The sequence below is a fragment of the Roseobacter sinensis genome, assembly GCF_025755255.1.
GTDB classification, from domain to species: domain Bacteria; phylum Pseudomonadota; class Alphaproteobacteria; order Rhodobacterales; family Rhodobacteraceae; genus Roseobacter; species Roseobacter sinensis.
The window spans coordinates 15,040-32,724 of sequence record NZ_JALIEB010000022.1; the positions used below are offsets into that span (position 1 = coordinate 15,040).

At 65.4% G+C, this 17,685-nt stretch carries 16 protein-coding genes; 15 read left to right on the forward strand and 1 reads right to left on the reverse strand.

The features are described 5' to 3' along the window. Positions 1-443 precede the first annotated feature (443 nt). On the forward strand, positions 444-1,835 hold the full coding sequence (gene murD, locus MUB52_RS20935) for a UDP-N-acetylmuramoyl-L-alanine--D-glutamate ligase (RefSeq protein ID WP_263846098.1): 1,392 nt from the start codon (positions 444-446) through the stop codon (positions 1,833-1,835). A 63-nt stretch (positions 1,836-1,898) separates the two neighbouring features. On the opposite strand, the gene MUB52_RS20940 is transcribed toward murD, so the two are convergent. Next, positions 1,899-3,074 (reverse strand): BaiN/RdsA family NAD(P)/FAD-dependent oxidoreductase, encoded by a 1,176-nt coding sequence (locus tag MUB52_RS20940; protein WP_263846099.1) that lies wholly within the window; start codon positions 3,072-3,074, stop codon positions 1,899-1,901. Positions 3,075-3,211: 137 nt separating this feature from the next. On the opposite strand from MUB52_RS20940, the gene ftsW reads away from it, so the two are divergent. The 14 genes from ftsW to recN all read left to right on the forward strand — a co-directional run bounded on the left by ftsW (position 3,212) and on the right by recN (position 17,657). Further along, the gene (gene ftsW, locus MUB52_RS20945) at positions 3,212-4,381 is read left to right on the forward strand and encodes a putative lipid II flippase FtsW (protein WP_263846100.1); all 1,170 of its coding nucleotides are present in this window, start codon (positions 3,212-3,214) and stop codon (positions 4,379-4,381) included. Continuing rightward, the gene (locus MUB52_RS20950; RefSeq protein ID WP_263846101.1) at positions 4,378-5,481 is read left to right on the forward strand and encodes a UDP-N-acetylglucosamine--N-acetylmuramyl-(pentapeptide) pyrophosphoryl-undecaprenol N-acetylglucosamine transferase; all 1,104 of its coding nucleotides are present in this window, start codon (positions 4,378-4,380) and stop codon (positions 5,479-5,481) included. Before ftsW ends, MUB52_RS20950 begins: the two co-directional genes overlap by 4 nt. Beyond that, complete coding sequence (gene murC / locus MUB52_RS20955) at positions 5,478-6,884, forward strand: UDP-N-acetylmuramate--L-alanine ligase (protein WP_263846102.1); 1,407 nt, start codon at positions 5,478-5,480, stop codon at positions 6,882-6,884. Before MUB52_RS20950 ends, murC begins: the two co-directional genes overlap by 4 nt. After that, positions 6,881-7,168 carry a hypothetical protein gene (locus tag MUB52_RS20960; protein ID WP_263846103.1) on the forward strand — a complete coding sequence of 96 codons (288 nt, stop codon included), beginning with the start codon at positions 6,881-6,883 and terminating at the stop codon, positions 7,166-7,168. The genes murC and MUB52_RS20960 overlap by 4 nt, the downstream gene beginning before the upstream one ends. Then, positions 7,165-7,416 carry a DUF2484 family protein gene (locus tag MUB52_RS20965; RefSeq protein WP_263846104.1) on the forward strand — a complete coding sequence of 84 codons (252 nt, stop codon included), beginning with the start codon at positions 7,165-7,167 and terminating at the stop codon, positions 7,414-7,416. The genes MUB52_RS20960 and MUB52_RS20965 overlap by 4 nt, the downstream gene beginning before the upstream one ends. Beyond that, positions 7,413-7,661 carry a DUF2484 family protein gene (locus MUB52_RS20970; protein WP_263846105.1) on the forward strand — a complete coding sequence of 83 codons (249 nt, stop codon included), beginning with the start codon at positions 7,413-7,415 and terminating at the stop codon, positions 7,659-7,661. Before MUB52_RS20965 ends, MUB52_RS20970 begins: the two co-directional genes overlap by 4 nt. A 9-nt stretch (positions 7,662-7,670) precedes the next feature. Beyond that, positions 7,671-8,600 carry a UDP-N-acetylmuramate dehydrogenase gene (murB, locus tag MUB52_RS20975; protein ID WP_263846106.1) on the forward strand — a complete coding sequence of 310 codons (930 nt, stop codon included), beginning with the start codon at positions 7,671-7,673 and terminating at the stop codon, positions 8,598-8,600. A 160-nt stretch (positions 8,601-8,760) separates the two neighbouring features. Beyond that, positions 8,761-9,639 (forward strand): D-alanine--D-alanine ligase, encoded by an 879-nt coding sequence (locus MUB52_RS20980; protein WP_404818257.1) that lies wholly within the window; start codon positions 8,761-8,763, stop codon positions 9,637-9,639. After that, positions 9,627-10,502, forward strand: a complete 876-nt coding sequence (locus tag MUB52_RS20985; protein ID WP_263846108.1) for a cell division protein FtsQ/DivIB — start codon at positions 9,627-9,629, stop codon at positions 10,500-10,502. Before MUB52_RS20980 ends, MUB52_RS20985 begins: the two co-directional genes overlap by 13 nt. A 30-nt stretch (positions 10,503-10,532) precedes the next feature. Continuing rightward, positions 10,533-11,837 carry a cell division protein FtsA gene (ftsA, locus tag MUB52_RS20990; RefSeq protein WP_263846142.1) on the forward strand — a complete coding sequence of 435 codons (1,305 nt, stop codon included), beginning with the start codon at positions 10,533-10,535 and terminating at the stop codon, positions 11,835-11,837. A gap of 353 nt (positions 11,838-12,190) precedes the next feature. Continuing rightward, positions 12,191-13,807, forward strand: a complete 1,617-nt coding sequence (gene ftsZ / locus MUB52_RS20995; protein ID WP_263846109.1) for a cell division protein FtsZ — start codon at positions 12,191-12,193, stop codon at positions 13,805-13,807. Positions 13,808-14,021: 214 nt separating this feature from the next. Further along, the gene (gene lpxC / locus MUB52_RS21000) at positions 14,022-14,945 is read left to right on the forward strand and encodes a UDP-3-O-acyl-N-acetylglucosamine deacetylase (RefSeq protein ID WP_263846110.1); all 924 of its coding nucleotides are present in this window, start codon (positions 14,022-14,024) and stop codon (positions 14,943-14,945) included. Between the two features lie 169 nt (positions 14,946-15,114). Continuing rightward, complete coding sequence (locus MUB52_RS21005) at positions 15,115-15,981, forward strand: outer membrane protein assembly factor BamD (protein ID WP_263846111.1); 867 nt, start codon at positions 15,115-15,117, stop codon at positions 15,979-15,981. A gap of 26 nt (positions 15,982-16,007) precedes the next feature. Beyond that, a complete protein-coding gene (gene recN / locus MUB52_RS21010; RefSeq protein WP_263846112.1) occupies positions 16,008-17,657 on the forward strand; it encodes a DNA repair protein RecN in 1,650 nt (549 codons plus the stop codon). Positions 17,658-17,685: the final 28 nt, after the last annotated feature.

A 17,685-nucleotide genomic window follows, 5' to 3' on the forward strand; every position in this document is an offset into this window, starting at 1 on the left:
TGCCTCTGCACGGCCTTGGCGGAACGGGCGAAACGCTTGCTCCGTTGGCACGGGCCTTGGAGGATTTTGCATTCTCGGTTGCCCCACCCACGCTGGCGGAACATGATCGTCGGCGAGCCGCATCTGAGATCACCGTTGAACTTCACACTCCGTGACTTGCTGGATGAGGCGAAAGAGCATGCCAGACAACTTGTCAAAGATCGAGGTAACGCCCCCACCGCGCCCCTGTTAACTCCACCCGAAACCGACTCCCACACCGACGCGATACCGGCAAAATACTGACGTGATAGCGACGTCGCATTTCGCGCCAAATCCCCTGTTCATTATGGCGTCCGTTGCCGAGTCGCCGCAAATGCCGCGCGCATCCCCAGACCGCTGCGTTAACCGCCTTGCCCCTGGAGGCTCCGGGCGGCAGTGTCGCGGGACCAGTCAAGGAGAGCCCCGTGATTCCGGTCAGAGGTTTGCAATCGCACAAGGTCGCCGTTCTGGGCCTCGGCCGCTCCGGTCTCAGCGCCACGCGGGCCCTTGCCGCCGGGGGGGCTGTCCCGATCTGCTGGGATGACAACCCTGACGCCCGAGCCCGCGCCGAGGACGAGGGCTTTGTCTGCCGCCCCTTCAAGACAGCGCGCGATTTCGAGGATATCGCCCGGCTGATCGTGAGCCCCGGTATCCCGCATCTCTACCCCGCGCCGAACCTGGTCGTGGCCGCCGCCCTGGAGGCGGGCGTGCCGGTCGACAACGATATCGGCCTCTTCTTTCAGTCCTTTGCCACGAATGACTGGAACAAGTTCGACGTCGCCCCGCGCGTCGTTGCCGTCACCGGTTCGAACGGCAAGTCGACCACCTCCGCACTGATCCATCACATTCTCACGGAGGTCGGTCGCCCGTGCCAGTTGGCGGGCAACATCGGGCGCGGCGTGCTCGATCTGGACCCGCCGGTGGATGGCGAGGTGGTGGTGCTGGAGCTCTCCAGCTACCAGACCGAACTTGCCCGAAGCCTGACACCGGACGTCGCCGTTTTCACCAATCTTTCGCCGGATCATCTGGATCGCCACGGGGGGATGGGGGGCTATTTCGCGGCCAAGCGGCGCCTCTTTGCTGAAGGCGGGCCCGATCGCGCCATCGTTGGCGTGGACGAGCCCGAGGGGCGCTATCTGGCCGGGCAGCTTTGCGAAGGCCGCGCCGACGAACGGGTGATCCGCATCTCCGTTGCAGAAAAGCTTACCGGGCCCGGCTGGCAGGTCTTTGCGCGCAAGGGGTTCCTGTCCGAATACCGCAAGGGCAAGCAGACGGCCTCGGTCGATTTGCGCGCCGTGCCGGGGTTGCCCGGATCGCATAACCACCAGAACGCCTGCGCGGCCTATGCCACGTGCCGGTCGCTGGGCCTCGCGCCGAAGGTCATCGAGCGGGCGTTCCACAGCTTTGCAGGCCTACCGCATCGCAGCCAGCTGGTGGGCGAGAAGGACGGCGTGCGCTTTGTGAACGACAGCAAGGCCACCAATGTCGATGCGGCGGCCAAGGCGCTCTCGGCTTTCGAGAACATCCGCTGGATCTGCGGCGGATTGGAGAAGGAAGGCGGGCTGGCTGAGCTTGGCGCGGTCGCATCGGTGCGCAAGGCCTACGTGATCGGGCGCGAGGCAGCGGGCTTTGCACTGAAGCTGTCGGTCGAGGCGGAGGTCTGCACGACGATGGCGCAGGCCGTCGCGCAGGCAGTGGCCGAGGCAGAGCCGGGGGACGTGGTGCTGCTGGCGCCCGCAGCAGCGAGCTTCGACCAGTACGACAACTTCGAGCAGCGCGGTGAGGATTTCATGGCCGAGGTTGCGCGCTATGTATGACTTTGCTGCGGCAGGGCCGTTGGGCCAGCCTCCGGCGGGAGTATTTGCCGACGGGTGAAGGGCCTATGTGCTCAAAGATCGGGCCGCGGCCATGGCCGAGGACCAGGCCCATTGGAAGTTGTAGCCGCCGAGCCAGCCGGTCACATCCACCGCTTCGCCGATGAAGAAGAGGCCGGGGATGGTCTTGGTTTCCATCGTCTTGGCCGAGAGCGCGTCGGTCTCAATGCCGCCGAGGGTGACCTCGGCGGTGCGGTAGCCCTCGGTGCCGCTGGGTTTCAGCCGCCAGTTGGCCAGATGCGCGCAGATCTCGCCCAGCCGCCGGTCCGGCTGGTCCGCGAGATTGCCTGAGAGCTCTAGATCGGCGGCCAGATGCTCGACAAGGCGCGCTGGCAGATGCGCGGCCAGTTCGGTCGTGAGATTGCGCTTTCCCGCGGTCGCGCGCCGGGTCTTGAGCAGGCGTAGCAGATCGGCGGTTGGGCTCAGATCGATTGCGATCTCGTCGCCTTCGCGCCAATAGGATGAGGCCTGAAGCACAGCAGGGCCGGAAAGCCCGCGATGCGTGAAGAGGAGGGCTTCTTCGAAGCTCTGCGCGCCGGTGGTGACCCGCGCGGGGGTGGCGACCCCGGCCAGCCCAGCGAAACGCTTCTGCGGGAAGGTGAAAGGCACGAGCGCAGGGCGCGTCTCGGTCACCGTCAGCCCGAATTGGGTGGCGACCTCATAGGCCAGCCCGGTCGCGCCCATCTTCGGAATGGACTTCCCGCCCGTGGCCATGACGAGGGTGCGGGCCAGCACCTCTTGCGTGGCACCGTCTTTTGTCAGCGTGAAGCGGAACCCGTCGGGCGACTTTGCAAAACCATGCGCAGTGGTTTGCAAATGCAGCTCGACTCCGTTCTGCTGCATCAGCGTCCGCAGCATGGCGATGATCTCTTTCGCAGAGCCATCGCAGAACAGCTGGCCGAGTGTCTTTTCGTGCCAGGCGATCCGATGCCGCTCAACGAGCTCGATGAAGTCCCACTGGCTGTAGCGGGCGAGCGCCGATTTGGCGAAATGCGGGTTGCCGGACAGAAACGCGTGGGGCGCGCAGTGCAGGTTGGTGAAATTGCAGCGCCCGCCACCCGAGATGCGGATCTTCTCGCCGGGGGCCTTGGCGTGATCCACGATCAGGATGCGGCCCGCGGCATGGGCGGCGCACATCATGCCCGCCGCACCTGCGCCTATGATTGCCGTGTCCACCTGCATCGCTGCCACCTGGCGTGAAATGCGCGCGATGGCAAGCCAATAGGCTAGCGCTGCGGGCGAAATGGCGTTAGGATGCGCCCAGCAGACCCTGACCAACAGGGCGCATCGAGGCAGTGTAACGGTTCAAGGCAGACCCCATGACGGAAATGGTCTATGGCGCAGTCCCGGTTCGCGATGGCGAGCCGATCCTGCCCAAATGGTGGCGCACCATCGACAAATGGACGATGTCCTGCATTCTCATGCTCTTTGCGGTCGGGCTTCTGCTGGGGCTGGCCGCATCACCGCCGCTGGCGGCCAAGAACGGGTTCGAGCCCTTTCACTACGTGCAGCGACAGGCGGCCTTCGGCGGCATTGCTCTGATTGCGATGATCGTCACCTCAATGATGTCACCTGTGTTGGTCAGGCGGCTCGCTGTGCTGGGCTTTCTGGTGGCTTTCGTTGCACTGGCGTTGCTGCCCTTTTTCGGCACCGATTTCGGCAAGGGGGCGGTGCGCTGGTACGGTCTGGGCTTTGCCGCGATCCAGCCCTCGGAGTTTCTGAAACCCGGCTTCGTCATCGTCGGCGCCTGGATGATGGCGGCCGCGATGGACCTCAATGGGCCGCCGGGGCGCAGCTGGTCCTTCGCGCTCTGTCTGGTCATCGTGGCGCTGCTGATCCTGCAGCCGGACTTCGGGCAGGCCTGTCTTGTGCTCTTCTCCTGGTCGGTCATGTATTTCGTCGCCGGTGCGCCGATGCTGCTGCTGGTCGGCATGGCACTGCTGGCGGTCGTGTGTGGTACCGTCGCCTATTCCAACTCCGAGCATTTCGCCCGGCGGATCGACGGCTTCCTGAGCCCCGATATCGACCCGCGCACCCAGCTTGGCTATGCGACCAATGCGATCCAGGAAGGCGGGTTGTTCGGCGTGGGGGTGGGCGAGGGGCAGGTGAAGTGGTCGCTGCCTGATGCGCACACGGATTTCATCATCGCGGTGGCGGCCGAGGAATACGGGCTGATCCTGGTTCTGGTCATCATCGCGCTCTACGCCACCGTCGTCCTGCGCTCGCTCATGCGGCTTTTGCGCGAGCGTGATCCCTTCATCCGCCTCGCGGGCACGGGGCTGGCCTGTACGCTCGGCGTGCAGGCGATGATCAACATGGGCGTGGCAGTGCGGCTGCTGCCCGCGAAAGGCATGACACTGCCCTTCGTCAGCTACGGCGGGTCTTCCGTGATCGCGAGCGGGCTGGCGGTGGGCATGCTGCTGGCCTTCACGCGGACGCGGCCGCAAGGCGAAATCAGCGATCTGCTCGTGCGGGGCCGCGCCCGATGAACGCTGAGCCGTTGCTGCTGATTGCCGCTGGCGGCACCGGCGGGCATATGTTCCCCGCACAGGCGCTGGCCGAGGCGATGCTGCACCGTGGCTGGCGCGTGAAGCTCAGCACCGATGCGCGCGGCGCCCGCTACACCGGCGGCTTCCCCCACAGCACCGAGATCACCCAGATTAACAGCGGCACTTTCGCGCGCGGCAACCTTTTGGCCAAACTTGCTGTACCCTTCCAAATCGCCGGGGGCGTGATGGGCGCGCTGTGGAACATGCGGCGTGACCGGCCGGATGTTGTTGTGGGCTTCGGCGGCTATCCGACGATCCCGGCGCTGGCTGCGGCCCATCTGATGAAACTGCCGTGCATGATCCACGAGCAAAACGGCATCCTCGGTCGGGTCAATCAGGTCTTTGCGACGCGGGTCGATGCCGTGGCCTGCGGCACCTGGCCCACGGATCTGCCCGAGGGGGTTGAGGGCTATCACACCGGCAACCCCGTGCGCCGCGCCATCCTCGACCGAACCGAAGCCGGCTACATCTCCCCGGGGGATTACCCGATGGAGCTGCTGGTCATCGGTGGTAGCCAGGGCGCGCGCATCCTCAGCGATGTGATCCCGCCGGCCATTGCCGCTTTGCCCATGAACCTGCTCAGGAACATCCGGGTCAGCCATCAGGCGCGCGAGGAGGATGGGGAGCGGGTCGCGGCCTTCTACAAGGACAATGGCATCCAGGCCGAGGTGCAGCCCTTTTTCCATGACATCCCCCGCCGCATGACGGAGGCTCAGTTGGTGATCAGCCGGGCGGGCGCCTCCTCCGTCGCGGATCTTACCGTGATCGGCCGCCCATCGATCTTGATCCCCTTCGCCGGCGCTACAGGCGATCATCAGACCGCCAATGCCCGCGGGCTGGTCGAGGCCGGGGGGGCCATCATGATCCCCGAAAGCCGGTTGGAGGTGACTGCCGTGGCGGAACAGATCCTTTCGGTGCTGGACAATCCCGACGGGGCGATGCAGATGGCGCGTTCAGCCGCGAAATTTGGCAAACCGGATGCGACCGAGGCTCTGGTCGCGATGGTCGAGCACCTGGCAGCGAAAAGGCAGGAGACATGAGCGCAGCAACGAAACTGCCCGGCGACGTCGGGCCCATCCATTTCGTCGGCATCGGCGGCATCGGCATGTCGGGCATTGCCGAGGTGCTGCTCAATCACGGCTACACGGTGCAGGGCTCCGACCTGAAATCCACGCCGATTACACGCCGGCTCGAAGAACTGGGCGCGCATGTCTTCGAAGGCCAGAGCGCCGAGAACATCTCCAACGCCGAGGTTGTGGTCATCTCCTCTGCGATCAAGCGGGGAAATGCCGAGCTCGACGCGGCGCGTGCCCAGGGGCTGCCCATCGTGCGCCGCGCCGAGATGCTGGCCGAGCTGATGCGTCTGAAGTCCAACATCGCGGTGGCCGGCACGCACGGCAAAACGACCACCACCACGATGGTGGCCACGCTGCTGGACGCGGGCGATTTCGACCCGACAGTGGTGAACGGCGGCATCATCCACGCCTACGGCTCCAACGCACGGGCGGGTGAGGGCGAGTGGATGGTGGTGGAAGCCGACGAGAGCGACGGCACCTTCAACCGGCTGCCCGCCACCATTGCAATCGTGACCAACATCGACCCCGAGCATATGGAGCACTGGGGGGATTTCGACACGCTGCGGCAGGGCTTTCTGGATTTCGTCTCCAACATCCCGTTCTACGGCGTGGCCGTCTGCTGCACCGATCACCCGGAGGTGCAAGCGCTGGTCGGCAAGATCACCGACCGCCGCGTGATCACCTATGGGTTCAACGCGCAGGCCGATGTCCGTGCGGTGAACCTGAGGTACGAGGCCGGTGTTGCGCATTTCGACATAGCCCTTCAGGCAGAAGGCATCGTGATCGAGGAGTGCTCGTTGCCGATGCCGGGCGATCACAACGTCTCGAACGCGCTCTCGGCCGTGGCCGTGGCGCGGCATCTGGGCATGAAAGGCGAGCAGATCCGCGCCGCGTTAGCCAAGTTTGGGGGCGTTAACCGTCGGTTTACGCGGGTCGGCGACGTTGATGGCGTGACGATTATTGACGATTATGGCCACCACCCGGTGGAGATTGCGGCCGTGCTGAAAGCTGCGCGGCAGGCCACCGAGGGCCGTGTGATCGCCGTGCACCAGCCCCACCGCTACACGCGCCTCTCCAGCCTCTTCGACGATTTCTGCGCCTGCTTCAACGACGCTGATGTCGTCGGCATCGCCGAGGTTTATGCGGCCGGCGAAGACCCCATCGAGGGGGCAAGCCGTGATGATCTGGTCGCAGGTCTCATCCGCCACGGCCATCGCCACGCCCGTGCTGTGGTGGGCGAGGATGACCTTGAACGCCTCGTGCGCGAACAGGCCAGCCCTGGCGACATGGTCGTCTGCCTCGGGGCAGGGACCATCAGCACCTGGGCCAACGGTCTGCCGGATCGCCTGCGCAAGGGGGCCGCGTGACGCGCTTCATGATCGAACTGGCTATCATCGGCGTGGGCGTGTCCCTCTGTGTCTGGGCGGGCCTCTTGACCAGCCATCATTTCAGCACCTTCGGACTGCTGGCGCTCGTGCTCGGACTGATTGGCGCCGCATACTTGGCGCTTGAAGCACTTGTTGCGTTTCACCGCGATTGGGAAAACGTAACGGCGGCCATTGTCCTCTGGTTCTGTATCCTGCCCGCCATATTGGGATTTGGAGGCGGCGCGGTCTTTGGACGAGGTCGCAACCGGGGAGGACAAGAATGATGCTGCTTTGGGCTTGCATCGCCTGGGTCTTTGCCTCGGCGGTCGTGGCGATGCTGCCGATGCGGCACCAGTATGTGCCAGGGGTCGCCTTGCTGATCGCGGCGCCCGTCTTGATTTTCTGGGTCGGGACCAGCTTCAGCTGGTGGGCCGCTGCCCTGGCGCTCTTCGCTTTTGTATCCATGTACCGTAACCCGTTGCGCTATCTCGCTGCCCGCGCGCGCGGTCAAAGACCGGAGATCCCGAAATGACCCCGTCTCTTACCCTGGCAGCGCTCTGGGCCCTGGTGGCCAATGTGCTTGCGATGACCCCGAGCAAGGACCATCACTGGCGCAGCGCCTATGTCCTGATCGCCGTCGGTATCCCAATCGTTGGTTTCGTCACCTGGCAGCATGGTCCCTGGATCGGCATCCTGGTGATGGCCGCGGGGGTATCGGTGTTGCGCTGGCCGGTGATCTATCTGGGGCGCTGGATCAAACGCCGCACGCTGCGCTAGCCTGCGCGCATGACCGAGATGCCCCACGTTCGCGGCCGCCTGACGCCGAACCGTCCCCTGAGTGAGCTTACGTGGCTGCGCGTGGGTGGCCCGGCGGATTGGCTCTTTCAACCCGCTGATCTGGATGATCTGCGCGCTTTCTTGGCCACTTTGCCGGCGGATGTGGCGGTGTTCCCCATGGGCGTTGGCTCCAACCTGATCGTGCGCGACGGCGGGCTGCGCGCCGTGGTGATCCGGCTGGGGCGCGGCTTCAACAGGATCGAGGTCGAGGGCAATCGCGTGACCGCCGGCGCTGCGGCGCTGGACGCCCATGTGGCGAAGAAGGCGGCGGATGCGGGGCTCGATCTGACTTTCCTGCGCACGATCCCCGGCAGTATCGGTGGCGCTGTGCGCATGAACGCCGGCTGCTATGGCAGCTACACGGCCGATGTCCTGGTCGAGGCGCAGGCTGTGACGCGGGCAGGCGAGAGTGTCACGCTCTCGCCTGACGATCTGCGGTTTGCGTACCGACACAGCGATTTGCCCGAAGGCTGGGTGTTGACCTCCGCGACCTTGGAGGCACCGCAAGGCAATCCGGCTGCGCTGCATACCCGTATGGAAGACCAGCTTGCCAAGCGCGACGCCACCCAGCCCACCGGGGACCGAAGTGCCGGCTCGACCTTCCGCAATCCCGCGGGGTTTTCCTCCACCGGTCGCGCCGACGATGTCCATGACCTCAAGGCCTGGAAGGTGATCGACGACGCGGGCCTGCGCGGCGCGCGGCAGGGCGGCGCGCAGATGAGCGAGAAACATCCCAACTTCCTGATCAACACGGGAGACGCAACGGCGGCAGACCTCGAAGGTCTGGGCGAGGCGGTCCGAAAAAAGGTTTACGCCCAAAGCGGGATCACGCTAGAATGGGAAATCATGCGCGTGGGCGACGTGGGCCGCGTGGATTAACGATGCGTTAACCACGATCCCATCAGACTGCGGGCAAAAGAAAGCGGTGAACCGGCGCAAAAGCCGGACTCATGAGGCAAAATCAAGGGCGCGAAAGGCCCGGCAAAGAGGCACGAGCGTGGGTCAGTCGAGCAGGACACCCCAACGTGTGGCGGTATTGATGGGCGGCCCTTCGGCGGAGCGCGAAGTGTCGCTGTCAAGCGGGACAGCCTGCGCCGCCGCCCTGCGGGGAGAAGGATTTGAGGTGACCGAGGTCGACGCCGGCCGCGACCTCTGCGCTGCGCTGACCGATCTCAAGCCCGATGCCATCCTGAACTGCCTGCACGGCCGCTGGGGCGAGGACGGCTGCGTTCAGGGCCTGCTCGAGTGGATGGGCCTGCCATACTCGCACTCGGGCGTTCTGGCTTCGGCTCTGGCGATGGACAAGCAGCGCAGCAAGGCGGCCTTTGCCTCCGTCGGTCTGCCGACGCTTGACAGCATCATCGCCTCCTCGGCTGACGTGCGCGCGCGCCACGTCATGGCGCCGCCCTATGTGGTCAAGCCCAACAACGAAGGGTCTTCGGTCGGGGTCTACCTCGTGCACGAGGGCGCGAACGGGCCGCCGAAACTCTCCGCCGACATGCCTGAGCAGGTCATGGTCGAAGCCTTCGCGCCCGGGCGTGAGCTGACGACAACCGTGCTCGGCGACCGCGCGCTCACGGTGACGGATATCCTCACCGATAGCTGGTATGATTACGATGCCAAATACAAGCCGGGCGGGTCGCGCCATGTGGTGCCTGCGGAGTTGCCGCCCGAGATCTTCGATCTGTGCATGGACTACGCGCTGCGCGCCCACACCGTGCTCGGCTGCCGCGGGGTGAGCCGCACCGATTTCCGCTGGGACGAGACGCGCGGGGCAGATGGGCTGATCCTGCTGGAGACCAACACCCAGCCCGGCATGACGGAAACCTCGCTGACCCCGGAACAGGCCCAGGCCTGCGGCATGAGCTTCGGGCAACTCTGCGCCTGGATGGTGGAGGACGCGTCATGTCACCGTTGAAGCGGCGCCGGCCGGGGTCGTGCGATCCGGCGCCCTCCCGCTGGGCCTGGCGGATGCAGCGGTTGATGCTGACGCCCGCGTTCCTGCTGTTTCTGCGCGCAGGCGTGCCCCTGGCGCTGATCGTCGGGACGGCGACCTGGTGGCTCTCTGAGGAGGCCAACCGCCAGGCCATCCGCGATGCGGTGGCCGAGGCGCGCGCCAGCTTCGAGACCCGTCCGGAGTTCATGGTTCAGCTGATGGCCATCGACGGCGGTGATGATGCCCTTGCAGCGGCCATCCGGGAGGTTGTGCCGCTGGACTTCCCCGTCAGCTCCTTCGATCTCGACCTCACCACCATCCGCGACACCGTCGCCGCCTTGCCGCCGGTCAAATCCGTTGGCGTGCGCATTCGCCCCGGTGGCGTTCTGCAGGTCGATGTCACGCCGCGCACGCCGGTTGCAATCTGGCGCAGCGCGGCGGGCCTGACCCTGATCGACATCACCGGCACGCATCTGGCGCAATTGGACAAGCGGATGGAGCGGGCTGACTTACCGCTCCTCGCGGGCAAAGGGGCCGAGGCGGAGGTCGAGGAGGCGCTCGCTCTCTACCGCGCCGCCGCCCCGCTCGGCAGCCGTTTGCGCGGCATCGTGCGCATGGGCGAGCGGCGCTGGGATGTGGTGCTCGACCGCAACCAGCGCATCCTGCTGCCCGAAGAGGGCGCCGTCGAGGCGCTGGACCGTGTGATCGCGCTCGATGCGGCGCAGGACATGCTGGCCCGCGATTTGCTGCGGGTCGATCTGCGGCTCGGGGCGCGTCCGACGGTGCAGATGAGCGAACAGGCCGCCGCGCTGTGGTGGGAAATCAAGAATACGTCAGGGCAGTAGACTATGGATTTGTACGAGAGCCAGCGCCAAATGCGGAACATGCGCAAAGCGGCCATGCAGCGCGGGGTGGTGGCTATTCTGGATGTTGGCAGCTCCAAGATCTCCTGTCTTGTGCTGCGGTTTGACGGCCTTGGCGATCTTGGCGAGGAAGGCGAGATCGGCTCGCTTGCGGGCCAGTCGCAGTTCCGGGTTATTGGCGCGGCCACAACGCGCTCCCGCGGAGTGCGCTTCGGCGAGATTTGCGCGATGCAGGAGACCGAACGGGCGATCCGCACCGCGCTTCAGGCGGCGCAGAAGATGGCGGGTATCCGGGTCGACCACGTGATTGCCTGTCTCGCGGGTGCTGATCCGCGCTCCTACGGGCTCGATGCGCAGATCCCGCTGGAGGGAGAGGCGGTGGACGAGCAGGACGTGGCCCGTGTGCTGGCGGCCTGCGACGTGCCGGACTATGGGCCCGGCCGCGAGGTGCTGCATGCGCAACCCGTGAACTTCGCGCTTGATCACCGGTCCGGGCTCAGCGACCCCCGCGGCCAGCTTGGCAATGCGCTGTCCGTCGACATGCACATGCTCACCGTCGATGGCGCGGCGATCCAGCATTTGGCGCATTGCATCAAGCGCTGCGATCTGGAGCTCGCTGGCATCGCCTCCTCGGCTTATGTCAGCGGCATCGCGGCGCTGGTCGAGGACGAACAGGAGCTGGGGGCCGCCTGCATCGACCTCGGCGGCGGCGCCACGGGCGTGTCGATTTTCATCAAGAAACACATGATCTACGCGGATTCAGTCCGCATGGGCGGCGATCATATCACCGGGGATATCTCGATGGGTCTGCAGGTGCCCATGGCCATGGCAGAACGGATCAAGACCATGCACGGCGGCGTCCATGCCACGGGGATGGACGACCGCGAAATGATCGAGATCGGCGGTGATACGGGAGACTTCGAGCACGACCGCCGCACGGCCAGCCGGGCCGAGGTCATCGGCATCATGCGCCCCCGCGTGGAAGAAATCCTCGAGGAGGTGCGCGCCCGTCTCGATGCCGCCGGGTTCGACCATCTGCCGAGCCAGCAGATCGTGCTGACCGGTGGCGGCAGCCAGATCCCCGGGCTCGACGGTCTGGCGAGCAAGATCCTCGGCCAGCAGGTCCGCCTGGGGCGGCCACTCCGGGTGCACGGCCTGCCGCAGGTCGCGACCGGCCCCAGCTTTGCCTCGGTGGTGGGGCTCACGCTCTTCGCCGCCCATCCGCAGGACGAGTGGTGGGACTTCGACATCCCGGCAGATCGCTATCCGACCCGCTCTCTCAAGCGCGCGGTGCGCTGGTTCAGGGACAATTGGTGAGCAGAATTGCAGTGACCGATCCACGCAGATATGGTAGCAACGACATAAGGCCCGAAAGAGGCCCAAGGCGGTCGAGCAGTCGTCCGTGACATTGAAAAACAGCGCGACTCGCGCGGCGTGGGCCAGGCCCGCGGCCGATTCCGTTGCGCGCTTTCTAGTGGTGCCACAGCGCATTTGCGCGACATCTTGCCAATACCCCCCGTCATCAGGGGTATGGAGGCCGTTTTGGTCCATATTTTGTGGCAAATCTGTGTTTTTTGCGTGACGCTACGACGCTCAACAGGTAGGGTTGAGCGGGAATAGGCACCCAAAAACGCCCGCGAATGCGGGGAAGCAGCACAGGCGGATATCTCATGACCCTCACTCTCTCCATGCCCGGACAACACGACCTCAGACCCCGCATCACCGTTTTCGGTGTCGGCGGTGCGGGCGGCAATGCGGTCAACAACATGATCGAGAAGGAACTCGACGGGGTGGAGTTCGTCGTGGCCAACACCGACGCGCAGGCGTTGCAACAGGCCAAGTCGGACAACCGGGTGCAGCTGGGCATCAAGGTGACCGAAGGCCTCGGTGCAGGGGCGCGTGCGAGCGTGGGGGCCGCCGCTGCAGAGGAGAGTATCGAGCAGATCGTTGATCACCTCGCTGGCGCGCATATGTGTTTCATCACCGCCGGGATGGGCGGCGGCACCGGGACGGGCGCGGCGCCGATCATCGCGCAAGCCGCGCGCGAGTTGGGTGTGCTGACCGTCGGTGTGGTGACAAAACCCTTCCAGTTCGAAGGCGCCAAGCGCATGCGCCAGGCCGAAGACGGTGTTGACGCGCTGCAGAAGGTGGTCGACACGCTGATCATCATCCCGAACCAGAACCTCTTCCGCCTCGCGAATGAGAAGACAACCTTCACCGAAGCCTTCTCGATGGCCGATGATGTGCTTTATCAAGGTGTTAAGGGCGTGACCGACCTGATGGTGCGGCCCGGCCTGATCAACCTCGACTTTGCCGATGTGCGCGCTGTCATGGACGAGATGGGCAAGGCGATGATGGGCACCGGCGAATCCGATGGCGAAGACCGCGCGATCCAGGCGGCTGAGAAGGCCATCGCCAACCCGCTGCTCGACGAAATCAGCCTGCGCGGCGCGAAGGGCGTGCTGATCAACATCACCGGCGGGCATGACCTCACGCTCTTCGAGTTGGACGAAGCCGCCAATCGCATCCGCGAAGAGGTTGATCCGGACGCCAACATCATCGTCGGCTCGACGCTGGACACCGATATGGGCGGCATCATGCGGGTGAGCGTTGTCGCAACGGGCATCGACGCGGGTGAGGTGAATACCGAAATTCCCGTTCCACGCCGGTCGCTGTCGCAGCCGCTGAAGCCGGCCGTCTCGGCGGAAGAAGAGGAAGACCAGCCCATCGCCGCGGCCACGGAAGTGCCTGAGCCGCGGGAGAGCGTTGTGGCGGAGGCGGTCGAAGAGCCGTCGCTCTTCGGCGATATGGACGACGACCGCGGCGTCCCGGCGGAGCCCGAGTTCACGCCGACCGCAATTGAGGAAGTCGAGGACGACCTTCCGGCGCCGGCCTACCAGCCTCAAGTCGCCGCATTCGAACCCACGCGTGTCGATGCGCCCGCCGAGCCGGAGAGCTTCGTGGCCCCGCGCGCGCCGACCCCCGGCACGCCCTCGCCGGAGGCCATGGCGCGGTTGCGGGCGGCGGCGCAGAAGGCCGCACCGCAGCCGGCACCCCGTCCGGCAGAGGCGCCGAGTGCGTCGCAGGCGGAGCGGCCGCGCTTCGGAATCAACTCCCTGATCAACCGGATGACCGGCCATGCGGAGCCGGGTGCACCGGCTGCGCCGCGGCAACAACCGCCGGTGCAACAGCGCGCCGCAGCGCCGAGCCAAATGCCGCAGGAGCAGGTCGATCCGGACCAGGAGCGCATCGAGATCCCCGCCTTCCTGCGCCGTCAGGCGAATTGATCCCTTCACGAATTGATGAAAATGGGCTGTATATTTGCAGCCCATTTTCTTTTGAAAACAGGTGTTTAGTGCGCTACAGGCGTGTTTGTGCTCAAATGTAACAGTAGTGTTTCAGTCCGTTGCAAAGATTGAGTTGAGCCACTCGGGGCCAAAACATAGGTACGGTGTCAAGATCAAGAAAGGCCGAATGGCTTAGAGGTAGCGTGGGGCAACTGTGCAGACGACTGTAAAATCTCCGATCAGCTTTGCTGGTTGCGGCCTTCATACGGGCCGCAAGGCGACGGTGACCATCCGTCCGGCAACGGCTGAGCATGGCATATGGTTTTCCCGCACCGACGTGGCTGTTGGCGATCGGCTGATTCCGGCACGCTGGGACGCCGTACTGCGCTCGCCCCTGTGCACCAAGATCGAAAATCAGGCTGGCTTGCAGGTGTCGACCGTTGAGCACATCATGGCGGCGCTCGCGGGCTGCGGCGTGCACAACGCTCTGGTTGAAATCGACGGGCCGGAAGTCCCGATCCTCGATGGCTCGGCCGCGCCGTTTGTGCGTGGTATCATGCAGCGCGGTCTTCGGACGTTGCCAGCGCCCGTGCGCGCGTTCGAGGTCTTGAAAGAAGTGACCGTCAGTGACGGTCAGGCCTCTGCCACCCTGGCACCCGCTGATACGCTGCGGATCGACTTCGAAATCGATTTCGAAGACGAAGCGATCGGCCACCAGAAAAAGTCGCTGATCATGAACAATGGCAGCTTCGCGCGCGAGCTCTGCGATAGCCGCACCTTCTGCCGTCAGGCCGATGTGGATGCGATGCGGGCAAATGGCCTCGCCCTTGGTGGAGCATCGGGTGAAAACGCCGTGGTCTTCGATGGCGACCGTGTGCTGAGCCCGGGCGGCCTGCGCCACGCGGACGAACCGGTGCGGCACAAGATGCTCGACGCTCTGGGCGATCTGGCGCTGGCCGGTGCCCCGCTGATCGGTCACTACACTGGCGTACGTGCGGGCCACTCGCTGACAAACACCTTGCTGCGCAGTCTCTTCGCAACGCCCGGTGCGGTGCGCATGGTGGTCTGCGACAGGAGCACGGCGAGCCGGCTTCCCGGCTATGGTCTCATCTGGGACGAGATTCCGGCGGTCGCGTAAAGCGCTTGGGCCGCATGCGCGTTTCCCCGATCCACCCCCCTCGGCACAGAGTTGGCACTTGCGTTCACAAAGCGCGCAATGGGCGTTTTGCACGCCAAAATTCTGTGCTAGGACCTCACAAGTACGCGCGGCAGAGCCGCGCCGGGGTTTGGGACGAAGGTGACAGGGCATGAGTAGGCTTGGGTCGCGAAAGCGGGTGATGACAGCAGTGCTGGTGGCCGCACTGCTCGCCGGATGCGGCGGCAGAGACGGTGGCGGGGCCCGCAACTTCTTCAACCCCGAGGAAATTCCGCTCGAAAGCTACTCGGCGGAGCAGATCTTCGAACGCGGCGAATTCGAGTTGAACCGCAGCCGCCCCGACGATGCGGCCTTCTTCTTTTCCGAGATCGAACGGCTCTATCCGTATTCCGACTGGGCGCGGCGGGCGCTGATCATGCAGGCCTTCTCGTACCATCGTGATCAGGACTACCCCAACAGCCGCTCTGCGGCGCAACGATTCATAGACTTCTACCCCGAAGACGACGACGCGGCCTATGCGCAGTATCTGCTGGCGTTGAGCTACTACGACCAGATCGACGAGGTGGGCCGCGACCAGGGTCTTACGTTCCAGGCCTTGCAGGCGCTGCGCGAAGTGATCGAACGCTATCCCGAGAGCGACTACGCGCGCTCGGCAATCCTGAAGTTCGACCTCGCCTTCGATCATCTCGCGGGCAAGGAAATGGAGATCGGGCGCTACTACCTGCGCCGCAACCATTACACAGCGGCGATCAACCGCTTCCGCGTCGTGGTGGAGGACTTCCAGACCACCACGCACACACCGGAGGCGCTGCACCGGTTGGTCGAGGCCTATCTGTCGCTTGGTCTCACGCAGGAGGCGCAGACGGCGGGCGCGATCCTGGGTTTCAACTACCGATCGACAGATTGGTACGAAGACAGCTTCGCGCTGCTCACGGGCCAGGGGCTGACGCTGGAGGCGGCGGGCGACAGCTGGCTGCGCCAGGTCTATCGCCAGACGGTGAAGGGCGAATGGCTCTGAGCCCCAACGCATGACGGGCAGGGCATATGCTGCGCGGGCTTGACATCACCGACATGCTGATCATCGACCGGTTGGAGCTGCGCTTCGAGCCGGGTCTCAACGTGCTGACCGGCGAGACAGGCGCGGGCAAGTCCATTCTGCTCGATTCACTGGGGTTCGTGCTCGGCTGGCGCGGGCGGGCCGATCTGGTGCGGCAGGGTGCGGCGCAGGGCGAGGTGACCGCCTGGTTCGATCTGCCCTTGGATCATCCCGCGCGGGCGGTTCTTGAGGAGGCGGGGCTGCCGGCCGATGACGAGCTGATCCTGCGGCGGATCAACACCGCCGATGGGCGCAAGACCGCATGGGTGAATGATCGGCGCTGCTCGGGCGAAGTGCTGCGCCAACTGTCGGAGACCCTGGTGGAACTGCACGGTCAGCACGACGACCGCGGCCTGTTGAACCCGCGTGGGCATCGCGCGATCCTCGATGCATTCGGGGGTCTGGACGCGACCCGCGCCGCATGCCGGGCGGCCTGGTCCGCCAAGGCGCAGGCGGCGACGGCGCTGGAAGCGGCCGAAGCGGCGGTGGCCGCGATCCGCGAGGAAGAAGATTTCCTGCGCCATGCGGTTGCCGAACTGGATGCACTGGCGCCGGAACCGGGTGAGGAGGCCACGCTCGATGCCCGACGGCGTACGATGCAGGGCGCCGAGCGGATCCGCAGCGATGTGGTGCGGGCGCATGACCTCCTGGGGCATCAGGGGGCGGAGGCAGCACTCGGAGAGGCGCTGCGCTGGCTCGACGGCGCAGCCCCGCGCGCCGAAGGGGCTCTGGAGGCACCGATGGCCGCACTTGCCCGCGCCATGGTCGAGCTCGACGAGGCCACGGCTGGGCTGGGCTCTGCCATCGAAGGGCTGTCGTTCGACCCGACCGATCTCGAAACCACCGAAGAGCGGCTCTTTGCGATCCGGGCGCAGGCGCGGAAACACGATGTGCTGCCGGACGATCTGGCGCGTTTTGCCGACACCCTGCGCGACAAGCTCGCAGCACTCGATGCGGGCGATGCGGATGTGGCGGCGTTGCAAAAGGACGTGCGCGCGGCCGAAGAGGCTTATGAGAGTGCAGCCGCGGATTTGAGCGCGGCACGGCAGACCGCCGCCCGAGCGCTCGACACAGCCGTCAGTGCGGAACTCGCCCCGCTCAAGATGGAGCGCGCGGTGTTTGAGACCCAGATCACCCCCGATACGCCCGGGCCTGAAGGTGCAGACAGTGTGGCGTTCACCGTGGCCACGAACCCCGGTGCGCCGGCAGGCCCGCTGAACAAGATCGCATCCGGCGGCGAGCTCAGCCGCTTTCTTCTGGCGCTCAAGGTGTGCCTGACCAAGGGGCAGTCGGGGCTCACGATGATCTTTGACGAGATCGATCGCGGCGTGGGGGGAGCAACGGCCGATGCCGTGGGGCGGCGTCTGGCGGCGTTGGCCGAGGGCGGGCAGGTGCTCGTGGTGACCCATTCGCCGCAGGTCGCCGCCTTGGGCGCGCATCACTGGCGGGTCGAGAAACAGGTGGCCGACGGCATGACGACCTCGACGGTCACGCCCTTGCCCGCACCGGAACGGGTGGACGAAATCGCCCGCATGTTGTCGGGCGATACGATTACGGAAGAGGCGCGAGGCGCGGCCCGGGCGCTGCTGGCCGGGTAGAGAGGGGTAAAAGGCTTTCCCCCGTGTC